General features: G+C 36.6%; 13 protein-coding genes. 4 read left to right on the forward strand and 9 right to left on the reverse strand.

Annotated elements, in window-relative coordinates; all coding sequences use genetic code 11:
- Window positions 1-67: 67 nt before the first annotated feature.
- A complete protein-coding gene (locus HNP36_RS09685) occupies window positions 68-2,776 on the forward strand; it encodes a TonB-dependent receptor (RefSeq protein ID WP_184158052.1) in 2,709 nt (902 codons plus the stop codon).
- A 217-nt stretch (window positions 2,777-2,993) separates the two neighbouring features.
- Complete coding sequence (locus tag HNP36_RS09690) at window positions 2,994-4,853, forward strand: CocE/NonD family hydrolase (protein ID WP_184158050.1); 1,860 nt, start codon at window positions 2,994-2,996, stop codon at window positions 4,851-4,853.
- Between the two features lie 128 nt (window positions 4,854-4,981).
- On the opposite strand, the gene HNP36_RS09695 is transcribed toward HNP36_RS09690, so the two are convergent.
- The 3 genes from HNP36_RS09695 to speB all read right to left on the reverse strand — a co-directional run bounded on the left by HNP36_RS09695 (window position 4,982) and on the right by speB (window position 7,439).
- The gene (locus HNP36_RS09695; RefSeq protein WP_184158048.1) at window positions 4,982-5,593 is read right to left on the reverse strand and encodes an alpha-ketoglutarate-dependent dioxygenase AlkB family protein; all 612 of its coding nucleotides are present in this window, start codon (window positions 5,591-5,593) and stop codon (window positions 4,982-4,984) included.
- Window positions 5,594-5,652: 59 nt separating this feature from the next.
- Window positions 5,653-6,513, reverse strand: coding sequence for a bifunctional helix-turn-helix domain-containing protein/methylated-DNA--[protein]-cysteine S-methyltransferase (locus HNP36_RS09700; protein WP_184158046.1), 861 nt, complete (start codon window positions 6,511-6,513; stop codon window positions 5,653-5,655).
- 68 nt (window positions 6,514-6,581) lie between these two features.
- Window positions 6,582-7,439 carry an agmatinase gene (gene speB, locus HNP36_RS09705; RefSeq protein WP_184158044.1) on the reverse strand — a complete coding sequence of 286 codons (858 nt, stop codon included), beginning with the start codon at window positions 7,437-7,439 and terminating at the stop codon, window positions 6,582-6,584.
- Between the two features lie 160 nt (window positions 7,440-7,599).
- On the opposite strand from speB, the gene HNP36_RS09710 reads away from it, so the two are divergent.
- The gene (locus HNP36_RS09710; RefSeq protein ID WP_184158042.1) at window positions 7,600-8,259 is read left to right on the forward strand and encodes an HAD family hydrolase; all 660 of its coding nucleotides are present in this window, start codon (window positions 7,600-7,602) and stop codon (window positions 8,257-8,259) included.
- A 117-nt stretch (window positions 8,260-8,376) separates the two neighbouring features.
- On the opposite strand, the gene HNP36_RS09715 is transcribed toward HNP36_RS09710, so the two are convergent.
- The 5 genes from HNP36_RS09715 to HNP36_RS09735 form a co-directional block, all read right to left on the reverse strand.
- Window positions 8,377-9,771 carry an arginine decarboxylase gene (locus HNP36_RS09715; RefSeq protein WP_184158040.1) on the reverse strand — a complete coding sequence of 465 codons (1,395 nt, stop codon included), beginning with the start codon at window positions 9,769-9,771 and terminating at the stop codon, window positions 8,377-8,379.
- A gap of 110 nt (window positions 9,772-9,881) precedes the next feature.
- Window positions 9,882-10,757 carry a tyrosine-protein phosphatase gene (locus tag HNP36_RS09720; RefSeq protein ID WP_184158038.1) on the reverse strand — a complete coding sequence of 292 codons (876 nt, stop codon included), beginning with the start codon at window positions 10,755-10,757 and terminating at the stop codon, window positions 9,882-9,884.
- Window positions 10,758-10,942: 185 nt separating this feature from the next.
- The gene (locus HNP36_RS09725) at window positions 10,943-11,572 is read right to left on the reverse strand and encodes a thiamine diphosphokinase (protein ID WP_184158036.1); all 630 of its coding nucleotides are present in this window, start codon (window positions 11,570-11,572) and stop codon (window positions 10,943-10,945) included.
- Window positions 11,562-12,131, reverse strand: coding sequence for a cob(I)yrinic acid a,c-diamide adenosyltransferase (locus HNP36_RS09730; protein WP_034674575.1), 570 nt, complete (start codon window positions 12,129-12,131; stop codon window positions 11,562-11,564). The genes HNP36_RS09725 and HNP36_RS09730 overlap by 11 nt, the downstream gene beginning before the upstream one ends.
- A 322-nt stretch (window positions 12,132-12,453) precedes the next feature.
- A complete protein-coding gene (locus HNP36_RS09735; protein ID WP_184158034.1) occupies window positions 12,454-13,038 on the reverse strand; it encodes a hypothetical protein in 585 nt (194 codons plus the stop codon).
- Between the two features lie 181 nt (window positions 13,039-13,219).
- Here HNP36_RS09735 and HNP36_RS09740 point away from each other — a divergent pair, with 181 nt between their 5' ends.
- Window positions 13,220-13,711, forward strand: coding sequence for a DinB family protein (locus tag HNP36_RS09740; RefSeq protein ID WP_184158032.1), 492 nt, complete (start codon window positions 13,220-13,222; stop codon window positions 13,709-13,711).
- Window positions 13,712-13,989: 278 nt separating this feature from the next.
- On the opposite strand, the gene HNP36_RS09745 is transcribed toward HNP36_RS09740, so the two are convergent.
- The gene (locus tag HNP36_RS09745) at window positions 13,990-14,943 is read right to left on the reverse strand and encodes a helix-turn-helix transcriptional regulator (RefSeq protein ID WP_184158030.1); all 954 of its coding nucleotides are present in this window, start codon (window positions 14,941-14,943) and stop codon (window positions 13,990-13,992) included.
- Window positions 14,944-15,034: the final 91 nt, after the last annotated feature.

Genomic DNA, 15,034 nt, shown 5'->3' on the forward strand with positions numbered 1-15,034 from the left:
AAAAAATAATACAGGCATCCCCGATTGGGGATGTTTTTTTTATACTTTTACGCTTTAAAAACACTTAATGAAGAAAATCTTATGGCTGCTGTTACTGGCAGTCAATAGTATGATGTTACATGCGCAACACTTTTCAATCAATGGAAAGGTCTCTGATCCTGAGAAAAAACCTGTACAGGATGCCACCATTTATCTTCTCAAAGAAAAAGATTCATCCATTATCAATTATACCTCTACGAATAAAGAAGGCAAATTTTCCCTGAAAACAGATGTTTTGAATGAGCCTTCGATTTTAAGGGTTCATCATGATAAATTCTCCGGTTATTCTCAGAAAATAGAAAAAATCAGCCAATCTCTTTCTTTGGGAGATATTGAACTTCCTTCAAATAAGGTGCAAAATATTGAGGAAATAAAAATTACCGTATCGCCCGTAAAAATTAAGAAAGACACGATAGAATTTAATGCAGCAGCACTTAAAGTACGTCCGGACAGTAAAATTGAGGAGCTTCTGAAACAGATTCCCGGTGTAGAGATCGGCAATGACGGTAAGATTACCGTAAGCGGAAAAGAAGTAGACCAGGTAATGATCAATGGCAAACCTTTTTTTGATAAAGACGGTAAAATTGCACTTAAGAACCTTCCTGCAGATATCATTAAAAACATCCAGTTTACCACCACCAAAACAAAAGAGGAAGAGTTTACCGGAAAAGCACCAAAATCCAACAATACAACGATCAATTTTAATATTGATGAAAAAAAGAACAAAGGTCTTATTTCCAGGCTGAGTCTTGGCTACGGTTCCGATAAACGCTATGAAGGAAGTGCATTTATAAGTTATTTTAAGAAAGATACCAGAATAAATATTATTGCTTCATCCAACAATATCAATTCCCAGGGATTTTCCAATGATGATGTTTTTGACAGTATGGGCAGAGGGAGAAATTCTACAGGAGGCTCATCCGGTGGCGGTATTCAAAAATCTACTACTATAGGCATCAATTATAATGATAAACTTGCAAAAAATGCTGATCTGGATAATTTCAGCATAACACGCTCCAATTCTGGTTCGGAGACAGGATCGAAGGTTTCAAGAACAACCCTTCTTCCCGAATATGCACTTACCACCCATTCTGAAAGCAAGGGAGAAAATAACAGCGAGCAGTATAATTTTGATACATCTGCAAAGATCACGCTGGATTCTTTGACCACTATTTATCTTTCACCCAAATTCAACAATTCACGGAACTCAAGCATCAGCAATTCAAATTCATCTACTTCAAGGGATAATTCTTTATTGAATGAAAGCAGTTCCTATACAAGCTCTGAATCGGAAAGTAATTCATTCACTCCTAATATTTATTTCCTGAAACAGTTCAGAAAAAAAAGACGTTACCTGAACGCTACGATAAACACCACAATTTCTGAATCCACCACCTCAAACCTGAACAAATCCGGGACTGTTTTTTATGAGGGTAATAGTCCATATGACAACCGAAATCAGCTGGCGGAAACCAAAAATCAAAACAATAATTATTATTTTGGTGTGGGTTATAGTGAACCTGTTTCAGATTCTGCATCTGTAAGCCTGAATCTAACTTATAATTCAAAAATTTCCAGAGATTTCAGAGATGTGAATGATTTTAACGCTGTCTCAGGAATGTATTCCGATTACAATATATTTTTATCCAATAGCATGAATCAGAAGTTTAATGAGATTAACCCTACGCTTTCTTTTGACATGGCTAAAAAGAAATTCAGCGTATGGGCATACATGAATGTGAGTATTTCTGATATGAAAGTACATTCTATCTACAACGGGCAAGCCTACAGCCTGCAGAAAAATTTTACACTTCCGGGATATAATGTGAATTTCAATTATGAGCTTGCTGAAAACAAAAAGATTGGACTCTCCAATTCTTCAAACTTCAGTATTCCCGGGGCGAATCAACTTATACCTTATGAAGATACCTCTAACCCGTTAAGCTCTCACACGGGAAATCCCGGTTTAAAGAATACCTGGATAAACAGCAGTTCTTTGTATTTCAGCAGCTATCACAGGATAAAGGAAATGAACTACCGTTTGAATGTCGGTTTTACGTATCGGAATAATGATATTGTCAATTATTCCAGGTATGACGATTCAGGAAAGCAGCTTATCACTTATGATAATATAAGCGGTAACAAGAATGTAAATGCTACAGGAGATTTCAGTAAAAGTTTTAAATGGAAGGACAGCAAATTAACCATCAATCCCAGGTTTAGTATGCTGTATAACTACAATAAAGGATTTATTAACGGACAGCTGTTCAGCAGCAGCTCGTACAGCATGAGCCCGGGCCTGAATATAACATATACCCTCAAAGATAGATTAAGTATAAAACCTTCTTACAGGCTTTCCTACAATTCTTCAAAATATACCAACTACAGCATTGATAAAGCAAATACAACCAACCAAACTTTAAAGCTGGAGCTTACCAATTATATTTTCAACAGCAGGCTGGTTTTCGGAAATGATTTTGAATACAGTACCAATTCTAATATTGCACCCGGTTTCAAAAAAGATTTTTATTTCTGGAATACAAGTTTAGGGTATTCATTCTTTGATAAACAGTTTACAGCAAAAGTGAAAGTTTATGATGTACTGAACCAAAACCAGAGCGTAAAGAGAACCATCTCCAATGCCTATATTGAAGACCGCGAGGATCTTATTCTCAGACGCTATATCATGTTCTCGCTAAGTATGAAACTGAACAAATTTGCAGGCAAAAAGATGTAAAGAAAAACTTTACCTTTCGTTAGTTCTTAAATATTTTTATTGGAACACTAAAAGAATCTGCTTAATCTGTGAGCGTAAAAATAACCTCCGCAGATTAATAAGATTGAGCAGATGCTTATGTTTTATTTTTTTATTTTCTCTCTATTTTGTCGTAAAGATTGATGGTATACTATGTACCGGAAGCTATTTATTTTTAAATTAGCTGTAAATTTTATTTATGAAGATCCATATTTCAATTTTATTTATTTTCTTTTTTATCCTTGGAAGTGCCCAAAATGCAGATCAGAAGGATACTTTTGTAAAAGACAACTTCATCAAAAAGGAAGTCTATATTCCAATGCGTGACGGAGTAAAGCTTTTCACCGCAATCTATATCCCGAAAGATATTTCCGGTAAAAACAAATATCCTTTTCTGATGCAGAGAACCTGCTACAGTATTGCTCCTTATGGTGAAAATGAATACAGAGCCAAGCTGGGACCTAACCAGTACCTGATGAAAGACAAATATATTTTCGTGTTTCAGGATGTACGCGGAAGGTATATGAGTGAAGGAACATTCACCAATATGACCCCACAGGTAGACCGCAAGACCAAAAAAGATGTGGACGAAAGCACAGATACTTATGACACCATAGATTGGCTTTTGAAAAACGTTAAAGACAATAATGGCAAGGCAGGTCAGTACGGAACTTCATATCCTGGATTTTATACTGCGGCAGGAATACTGGCACAGCATCCGGCTTTAGTTGCCTCTTCTCCTCAGGCTCCTATATCTGATTTCTGGAATGATGATTTTCTTCACAACGGTAGGTTTATGCTGGGGTATTTCAGAACCTTCCCTGTTTTCGGGGTTCAGAAGACAAGGCCTGAAAACAAAGCCTGGTACATGGATTCTTTTGTAAAGCAGACTTCTGAAGACGGCCTTAAATTCTACAGAGATATGGGAACTTTGAAGGACGGCTATGAAAAATATTACAAAAATAATTTCTTCATGACGGAGATTATGAATCATCCAAATTATGATGAATTCTGGCAGAAAAGAAGCCTTCTTCCTCATCTGAAGAATGTAAACCACGCGGTAATGACCGTTGGCGGCTGGTTTGATGCTGAAGATCTTTCAGGACCGCTTAATATTTATAAGACTATAGAAAAAACAAGTCCAAAGGCAAAAAATACAATTGTAATGGGACCTTTTTCACACGGAGCATGGGCACAGGAACAGGGGAAACATTTTCATAACCAAATCTATTTCGGGGATAGCATTGCAACCTATTACCAGAAAAATATTGAAACCAAATTCTTCAACCATTATTTAAAAGGAAACACAAAAGAAGATGCCGGACTTCCGGAGGCTTTAATGTATGATACGGGAGCTAAAGAATGGAGAGAGTTTGCTTCTTATCCTCCGAAGAATGCTCAGAAAATCAATTTCTATTTAGCAGATGGAACATTGAAAAATTCTTCAGGGCAAGGTTTTTCAGAATATTACAGCGATCCGGACAATCCTGTTTTAAGTTCGGATAATCTGAAGGACTTTAATGGGTTTACTCCTAAAAACTATATGTCGGAAGATCAAAGGTTTGCAGTAGGGAGGCCAGATGTTCTGACTTTTACAACAGACGTTCTAACAGAAGATATCACATTTGCCGGTGAGATCATGGCTAAACTTAATATTGCTTCCACTTCTACAGATGCAGATTTTGCGGTAAAACTGATCGATGTTTATCCTGAAGATTTTAAACCAGTGGAAAAGAAAGACGGTGTAATCTATCCTAACTATCATCAAATGGTAAGAAGTGAAATTATGCCTGCCAGATTCAGAAATACCCGCGAAAAAGGAGAAGCTTTGGTACCTGACCAAAAAACAGCCCTGAATTTCAGGCTTCAGGATGTAATGCATACTTTCAAAAAAGGTCATAAAATCCAGATTCAGATCAGCAGCACATGGTGGCCGCTATTTGCAATAAACCCTCAGAAGTTTATGGAAAATCCAAATTTTGCGACGAAAGAAGAGTATACGAAAGCTTTTATTAAAGTATATAATGACAGTTCTATTGAAGCAGAGATATTGAAATAGAAATTTAGGTGGTGACTTCTGCAACTTAGTCATCGTAAAGTATATATTTAAAACTCCGGCCGCTGAGGTTCCCTCAGCGGCCGGAGTTTTTAGTTGCAGGTGGCTTCGAGAGCCTCAGCCACCTTATTTTATTCTTCAATTGTTCTGAAAGTAAGATTTACACGTGGTGCATTTACTTTAGTTGTAGGTGGAAGCCTGTGGAGCCAGTTTTCCTGGGTTGTTCCTTTCATGATCAGTAAACTTCCGTTTTCAAGGAATATCTCCACTTTCTCTTTGGTTGTTTTATGTTTAAATAAAAATTTTCTTTCAGCACCGAAAGTCAGTGAAGCAATAGCACCGTGTTTTTTAAGATCGGTTTCGCCATCGCTGTGATAAGCCATTCCTTCACTTCCGTCATGATATAAATTGAGAAGGCATGAATTGTACGTTTCTCCTGAAACTTCCTCACATTTTTGCTTGAGTTCCAGCAGTTCCGGAGTCCAGAATTTTGCCAGTTTTGTCCGTTTTGAATAAGTATATTCAAAGGCTTTTTCCCCGAACCATGCTACTTTTCTTTTTGTTAAAATTAATTTTCCGAAGATCATTGCCTCATCATTTTCCCACGGAATCTGATGGAACAGGTAATCATAAAAATGCCGGGACTTCTCCCTGTTAAAAACCTTTCCGTAATAATGGACTGTACCGTCATGCGGAAGGACATTCAAAGGGTATTCTGATATTTCTTCAAACAGGCTGTTCATAATTCCAAATTTATAAAAAGTATAAGGTAAAATGCATTTATGACCTTTATGATAAAATTTTAAGGCAAAACAGAATTTCCGGAATAGATCTGTGAACTCTCCCAGCCCACGATCATCTGTTTTCTGCCGCTTCCCCATCTGTAACCTCCAATATTGCCCGTAGACTGGATCACACGGTGACATGGAATAAGAAATGCTACCGGATTACTGCCAATTGCTGTTCCGACTGCCCTGGATGCACCAGGATTTCCTATTTTTTCGGCAAGGTTTCCATAAGTGGAAAGTTTTCCCATTGGTATGGTAAGCAGACTTTCCCAGACTTTAAGCTGAAAATCTGTTCCTTTCAGGTGTAGTTTGATGGTATTGAGCTTCGTCCAGTCCTGACTGAATATGGACAGTGCGTTTTTCTGCAGCGTATCCTGCCTTTCAAAAAAAGAAGCATTAGGAAACTTTTGTTTCAGGTTTCCCAATGCTGTTTCTTTATCGTCTTCAAAAGCCATATAGCAGATCCCTTTTTCTGTAGACGCTGCCATTACATATCCAAAAGGACTTTTGGAAAAACTGTAATTAATGTTCAGGCTTTTTCCACCGTTTTTATATTCCGCCGGAGACATTCCTTCTATTTTCACAAAAAGGTCATGAAGCCTGCTTGTACTGGAAAGTCCTGTTTCATAGGCGGTATCAAATAAACTCGCTTTTTCTTCCTTCAATAAATTTTTGGCATGTTCAAGACTGATGAACTGCAAAAACTTTTTCGGACTTGTTCCTGCCCAATCCGTAAATATTTTCTGAAAATGAGCCGGACTTAAGTGAATATTCTCTGCCACTTCCTCCAAACCTGGCTGAAGCCTGAAATTGCTCTGGATATATTCTATCGCTTTGGCAATTCTGTTATAATCTATCTGATTTTGTGCGGACATACTATTTCTTTTTTACCTCACAAATTTCCAAAGAATATACGGCAGAAAAAATCCGATTCTTGCGGAATTTAGTTGTTGTTATAGATATGGTTGTAAGCAAGCATTTTGTAATATAGCTTCGCTGCCAGGAAAGCTGTGGGCTTAGCCATCGGAGAATCCATTAATTCTACAATATCAAATGCCACTACGTTACATTTTTCAAATACTTTTCTTAATAATTCCAGAGTTGGGTACCACTGAAGTCCGCCCGGTTCCGGAGTTCCTGTAGATGGGGCAATTGACGGGTCAAAGGCATCCAGGTCGATCGTAATATAAACGTTTCCTGAAACTTTCTCCAAAACATCATTGATCCAGTTATCATTATTAGCAATCTCGTGGGCAAAAAACACTCTTCCTTCCGACAGGTATTCAGCTTCTTCAGCATCCATGGAACGGATTCCCACCTGAACCAGGTTATGCTTCTGATTGGCTTCAAAAACCGCACATGCGTGGTTGGAAGTAGATCCGTGGAATTCAGGACGAAGGTCTGTATGGGCATCCAATTGAAGAACCGTAAGATTTTCAAATTTTTCTCCTACTGCACGGATAGAGCCTATAGAAACAGAATGCTCACCGCCGAAAAGGGTAAATACTTTTCCTTCGTTGTTCAAAAGCTCTTTGGTTTTCTGGTAAACTGCTTCTGTCATTGCTTCCGGAGTGGAATTTTCAGAAATTTCTCCTGCCAGATATACTCCGTCAAGATAAGGTTCAGTTCCTGTTTCAATATCATAAAGCTCCATATTTTCAGAAGCATTTAAAAATAATTCAGGACCTTTGTCGGCTCCTTTTCCCCATGTTGAAGTTCCATCGTAAGGAACTGTTACCAGCATTACTTTAGAATTTTCTAAGGTTGCATTTTCTTCAGGAATTCCTGCGTATGTTCTCATGTTTTATTTAAAAATTTAAATGATGTAAAGATTGAACTATTTACCGCAAAGATACAAAATAGTAGTTGAGTTATTAATCGAGTTTTTGCGTTCCGAATGTTTAAATTTTTGAATCTTTTAATGTTTAAATTTTAAAAGCTATTTTTGCAAAAAACAAAATATGTCCTTAAAAGCTGTTCTTTTCGATATGGATGGGGTGATTGTAGATACGGAACCATTGCACAGAAAAGCTTATTTTAAAACGTTTGACGAACTGGAAATTGCCGTTTCCGAAGATTTATACACTTCTTTTACCGGAGCCTCTACCAAAAGGGTTTGCGAAACATTGATTGACAAATATAGTTTAACACATACCCATGAAGCCATCGCAGGTATTAAAAGGTCCCACTTCAAAAATTATTTTGATAATGATGAAGATTTTGATCTGATTCCGGGCGTAAGGGAACTGATTAAACATTATTACGAAAACGATATTAAGCTTATCCTGGCTTCTTCAGCGACAATGATAACCATCAATATGGTTTTTGAAAAATTCGGGCTTGAAAAATATTTCAGCGGAAAGATCAGCGGTGCAGACCTGAAGGAATCAAAACCTCATCCTGAAGTATTTTTATTAGCAGCAGAAATGGCAGGAGAATCTGTGAAAAACTGTATGGTAATTGAAGATTCCACTAACGGGATTCTTGCTGCACACAGAGCGGAAATTTTCTGTGCAGCCTACAGAAGCCCGCATTCAAAAGATCAGGATTATACTTTAGCGGATATCGTGGTTTCAGACTATGAGGAACTGGAGCTTGATAAGCTTACAAAATATTTTTAAATGAAAAAGCTCTCAGAAATCTAATTTGAGAGCTTTTGTTTTTGTATAGTTTTGGCTAAAGCCATTTGATTTTTTTCTTGATTAAACGGGCTAAAGCCCGTTCTATTGATTATAAAATTATTTATATCCTAAAATTTTCAAAATATCTTCAGGTTCCTGTTTTTCACGGAAAATTTCATACTGAAGCTCTCCGTTTTCATCTTTCTGGATCAGGACATGTCTTGGCTGCGGCATCAGGCAATGGTGAACTCCACCGTATCCTCCGATTGTTTCCTGATAGGCTCCTGTATGGAAAAATCCAATATACAGAGGTTTTGTATCACTGAAAACGGGCAGGTAGATGGCATTGGTATGCTGCTCAGAATTATAATAATCATCCGAATCACAGGTTAATCCACCCAGGAAAACTCTTTCATAGGTATCTTCCCATCTATTCAGCGGAAGCATGATAAAATGTCTTGAGATAGCCCATGTATCAGGAAGTGTGGTCATGAATGAAGAATCAATCATATTCCATTTTTCTCTGTCGTTCTGGCGTTTCTGAGAAATGATTTTGTAAAGGTTGGCTCCGCTCTCTCCTACTGTAAAGCTTCCGAATTCCGTATAAATATTAGGTTCTTCCACTCCTTCCTCTTCGCAGAATTTCTTGATCTGGGAAACGATTTCTTCTACCATATACTGATAGTCGTATTCGAAATTTAAAGAAGTTTTGATAGGAAAACCTCCACCAATATTCAGAGAATCTACCTCTGGAGCAATTTTCTTCAAACGGGCGTATACGCGAAGACATTTGTACAATTCGTTCCAGTAATAGGCTGTATCTTTGATCCCTGTATTGATGAAGAAATGAAGCATTTTCAATCTTGCATTCGGGTGTTCTGCGATTTTCTGGCTGTAATAAGGGATGATATCTTTGTATCCGATTCCTAATCTTGAGGTATAAAATTCGAATTTCGGTTCTTCTTCTGAAGCAATCCTGATCCCGATATCGAAAGTGGTATCAATACTTTCTGTAAGCTTGTCCAATTCACGGTAGTTATCCAGAATCGGGGTAATATTTTCAAAACCGCTGTTGATCATTTCTGAAATTTTCACCAGATAATCATCAGTTTTGAACCCGTTACAGATCACTTCAATATTTTTATCTACTTTCCCTTTCTCATAAAGAGATTTTACAATATCCATATCATAGGCGGAAGAAGTTTCTATAGAAATATCATTCTTAAGAGCTTCTTCAAGCACAAAATTGAAATGACTGGATTTTGTACAGTAACAGTAGGTATAATTCTTTTTATATCCGGTTTTCTCAAAAGCTTCCCTGAACCAGCTTTTCGCCTTCTGGATATTTTGAGAAATTCTTGGCAGGTAGCTGATTTTCAGTGGAGTGCCAAATTTTTCAACGACTTCCATTAAAGGAACATCGTGAAACAACAAATTGTTCTCAGAAACATTAAATTCCTCTGTAGGGAAATACAATGTCTGATCAATAAGTTCCGAGTACTTTATTTTCATTTCTTGACAAGTGAATTACGAAATGCAAAATTGCTAAAAAAGTTTGGTTTTTAAGCGTTAAATTTATTATAAATTTCAAAACAGAATCAAAGGAAAACAGCGGTGAATTATTAATTTGTAAACTTATTAATATATTCTTCCCGCTTATTGTCTGAAATCCCCAACACCTGTTGAATATATGCATCTGTTGAGCCATATTTTTTATTGATTTCATCAAAAGCGGCATCAAGGTATGCTGTTTCTACCCAACTTAGTTTTTCAAGGACATTGACATCCATTTTAGGGTATAAAAAATGTAAATTATTTGCCAGATTTAATCTTTTAAGGACAAGTTTTTTCCTGTAGTTATTGGATAAAAGATAATCATTATATATTGTTTCTTTGTCAAATTTCAATATCGTTAAAATCAAGGCGGTTGTAATTCCTGTCCTGTCTTTTCCTGCGGTACAGTGATACAGAACCGGCTGGTCGGATTCCAGGATATCCGTGATAATCTTTTTGATGATTTCCGGATTTTCCGTTACATATTCACGGTAGAAATCAATCATTCTTTTATCTGCATCAGAACCGTTCACTTTTCCTTTCAGAACCAGTTTTTTGGCTTGAGTCAGCTGATCTCCTTCATCTTCAAATGCTGAATATTTTTTATAAGTAATATCACCCGGAAGCTGATCAGGTTTAGCAGCTATTTCTTTTGAATTTCTAAGGTCAATTACTTCCTTTATCCCTAAGTTTTCAAATTCTCTGAACGATTTTTTCTTCAGCTTGTGAAGATGTGCACTTCTGTAAAATTTCCCTTCTTTTAACGTTCTTCCTTCTGAGTTTTTAATGTTTTCTACTGCACGCAAATTGTGGATTTTTTTAATCTTAATTTGTTTTTCGTTTTTTGTTTTTCCGTATTCAGGGGTGGAGAAGTTTTGCGTTTTACAGGAGAAAATGCAGAATATTGAGAGGATTAGAAATGATATTTTGATAAGGTTTTTCATTTATTTACCACGGATTTCACGGATTTTCACAGATGTTTGCGTTATTTTTTATTTAGGCTAAAGCCAATTGGATTGATCTATTTTTTAAATGGGCTAAAGCCCATTCCTATTGAATATTTTAAGTTGATTATGATCGAAAAAATTGTGCTTATTTGTGAAAGGATTAGTGTTATTTGTGTTTAAATCTACAAATATTTCTTTCCTACAAAAATCAGCAGATCTCCTTTTTCATATTCGATTGAAACCTCATCATCAACGGCAAAATTCCTTGTTCCGATTTCTGTAGTAATACTCAGTTTGTCATTGGTTAAAGGCCAGTTTAGTCCTTTTGTTGTAATATTTTCAACAGAAGGAAAGGGATACAGCGAAACCATTCTGTCTTTTATTCCTTGTATGCTAAAGTTTTTCGGAATAAAATAATATTCTGAAAATTCATCATAAAATTTAATATCCATCCGGTCTTTAAAACGAAATGCAACAGTAAGGTTTCCCAGAAAATGATCCTGCTCGCCACCGCTTCCACCAAAAACATCAACTGTATTAAAGCCTCTCTCTGCAATAATATCCAGCGCTTTATGAAAATCTGTTTTTTCCTGATCCGGAGTATGAATAAATTTTTCGTGGTAAATATTTTCATCTGCTCCTGAATGGGAATCGAAATCACCGGAAATAAAATCCAGTTTATCCAAGGGAAAGCCCATACTCTTCAGATAATGAAAAGCACCGTCCGTACAGGCAATAAGCTCATAATTACCATAATCCGGAAGTTTTTTTGGAGGATCTCCATTGATAAAAAGCAGCACTTTATCTTTCATTCGGGTTCCAATATTCTTCCGGTTCGTTATTGATTTTTGAAATATATCTTGCCAGAACAAAAAGATAATCCGAAAGCCTGTTCAGGTATTTGATGAGCTCCGGGCGCACTTCTTCAGATTCGTTCAGAAAAACAAGGGAACGTTCTGCCCTTCTGCAGATGGTTCTTGCAGCATGTAAAAATGTGGCTGATTTTCCACCACCGGGAAGAATAAAGTACTGAAGCGGCTCCAGCTTTTCTTCAAATGCATCCATCCAGTTTTCCAGTTCTTCGATTTCTGTATCTGAAATGATTAATGGAAGACGTGATTTTCCATTGGCTAACATTAGCTTATCAACAGGTGTTGCTGCTTCCGATCCTACTGTAAAGAGATCAAACTGAATTTTCTTCAGCTGTTTTAAAACTTCTTCATCTTCAATATGACTTTTGGAAATACCAATGAATGAATTAAGCTCATCTATATTTCCGTAGCTGTCTACCCTTGCACTGGCTTTGGAAACTCTTGTTCCGCCATATAAAGCGGTCTGTCCTTTATCTCCTGTTTTCGTGTAAATTTTCATACTACTAAAATACTTTATTAAAATTATGCGGACAAATGTTTTGCCTGCAGGATCTGAATGAATACATGAATATTTATTTCAGTTAAAATCCTTTGACTGTGCTCAGAATGACAATGTATAATAAATCAGGTGGTATTAGAGCTGTCATCCTGAGCGCAGTCGAAGGATTCTTATATTTGATATCCAGTAATTTTATTTCCGCAGATTTCACGGATTTGCACAGATGATTTTGTTATAAGCTTGTTTTGGCTAAAGCCTAAACCTATTGAATATATCAGGTTTTAGAATAAAAAATGACCGGATCAATCCGGCCACTCACAAATTATTTATTTACCTCTACATACTGTATGACGGTCTGGTTTTTGGGGTTATAGATTATTGTACTGGTATTGGGAAACCTTTTCAGTTTATAATATTCTATATTCTTATCGTTTTTAATATCTTCCAGAAAACTGGTGTCAAAAGTATTTTCCGGAAGAAATTTTGAAACAAAACTTATTTTATCGATAATGCTTTGTCCGTCTATTTTACGGGCTGTTTTATCTGATTTGTTTTCGTCTGATGAAGGTTGTTTTTCAAGAAAAGGAAGGAGTATCGAAATATCTGATTTATATTTAAAAATATAACCCTCGGAACCATTTGGAAATTTGAATTTCTTTCCGCTTTCTTCTGAAATTACAGACTTTCCTCCATCGGGAAATACCTGGTTAAATTTTACGTCCTGCGAATTGGTTAAAGAATTAATTGATTCACTGACTGTTTTCTTAACAGTTTCTTCAACTGCCTGCTGGGCTTTCTGCTGTACGGTTTCAGTCGTTTTCTGAACGGTCTGGTCTATTTTTTCTTCGATTTTATTACATGATAGTAATAAAAGTGCAGAAACAACAGGTAAAATATACTTCTTCATTTTAAAATTCTAATGGATTACTATTTTTTTATCCATACACTTTTCTTTTAACGGAAAACAGGTAGAGATATTACAGTAAAGAAATAAAATATTTTTTTAATCTCAAAAATACTGCTGACAAACTGTTGTCATAACCCTGTCATACCTTTGTATCAACAATAACAAAATAAACAATACAATTATGACAACTACAGCAACAGCCACCAAACAGTTCATGACATCCGATCAATTATTAGAGCACTGGCAGGGACACAGAAACCTGACCAGAAGAGTAATAGAAGCTTTTCCTGAAAAAGATTTATTTGAATTTTCCGTAGGCGGCATGAGACCTTTCGCAAAGCTGGCGATAGAGCTTATCAGCATTGGCGGACCTGCTTTAAAAGGAATTATTGATCAGAATATGGAAGCTTACAACGAGGAAGGGTTCAACCCAACAACGAAAGAAGATCTTCTTAAAAAATGGGACGAAGAAACGGAAGTAATCAACCGTTATTTCAGCCAGATTTCTGAGGAACGCTTCCAGGAAACTTTTAATTTGTTCGGACAATATGAATTCCCGGTATACCAGAATATTCTTTATTTCGTAGATAATGAAATTCACCACCGCGGACAGGGATATACGTATCTGAGAGCATTAGGAATTGAGCCTCCTTTCTTCTGGGAAAGATTCTAGAGAGATAAAATGACGGAACTGCAAAAGGCAAAGAAAGCAGGTTGCGGTTGAATTGCTTATAAACGATGCTTTTTATGGATACTTTCAATAGAAATCATTCCATTCAATTTAGACACGACTCATATAAAAGGTATCTGCTCAGCAATTTATGACTGCAGCATTCCACTGTTCGGATGTGCTTTAAGCTTTTTCGTCATTCTGTTTTTTGTTTCTACACAAAAAGCCATTCTTCAGTTAAATTAATATTGCCTAAACCTCAACAGATTTTTGTTGGGGTTTTATTGGTGCTTACCTGAGATTCTGCTGACAATATCATTCAGCTTCAGTCTGAGGCTTTCAGGTTCCAAAATGGCTGCATAATCCGCAAAAGTGATCAGCCAGCGAGGGAAACCTTCCTCAATCCATTCTGTTTCAAAGATCATTTCAATTCCATTTTCTGTCTCCATTTCTTCAATAAATCCGTAATATTTCCTGGAATTAACAATATGTCCGATTATTTTTTTATCAACCAAAAGTCTGACTTTGGTTTTCTCTCCGTCTGAATACCTTCTGTAATCATTGATCTGCCCGTATTCCTGGGAAAAAGGGTTCTGAGTTTTTAAAATCTGCAGAATTCTGTCAACCCGAAACTGTCTGAAATCTTTTCGCATTGTACAGAAAGCCATGATATACCAGTAATTGAACTCAAAGAAAATACCTACGGCTTCGATAGTTCTGTTGGTAACCCTGGAATCAACGGTTTTGTATTCAATAATCAGCTGTGTTTTGTCTGCAATACTTTCCAGGATGGTTGGAATTACATTTTTGATACTATCATTGGTCTGTGGATAATGATTATAAACATCAATCTGTTTTTCAATATTCTGAATCAGGTTCTTATCTGAATTCCGAAGCACTGAACGTACTTTTTCCATTGCAATCTGATAATGGCTTCCGAGACTTTGATGTGAGAATTTCTGCATCAGTTTTTCGGCAGTGATAAAACTGAGGACCTCTTCTTTGGTAAACATAATGGGCGGAAGCTTATAACCATCCATCAGGGAATATCCGTTTCCGGCCTCGCCTATGATGGGAATTCCTGCATTTTCCAATGTTTTCACATCACGATAAATCGTACGGATACTGACATCAAATTTGGCAGCAAGATCCTGTGCCCTTACCGTCGGCTTTGACTGTAATTGTGTGAGAATAGCGGTTACCCGGTCTATTTTTTTAAGATAGTGGTCGTTCATATTGATCTACAAATCTATCAATCTTTTTTGGTGTTCGGGTATAAATTTTACTGCTTTTATTATATTATTCTCCCGCAGATTGAACGGATTT

Source organism: Chryseobacterium shigense, from assembly GCF_014207845.1.
Lineage (GTDB): Bacteria > Bacteroidota > Bacteroidia > Flavobacteriales > Weeksellaceae > Chryseobacterium > Chryseobacterium shigense_A.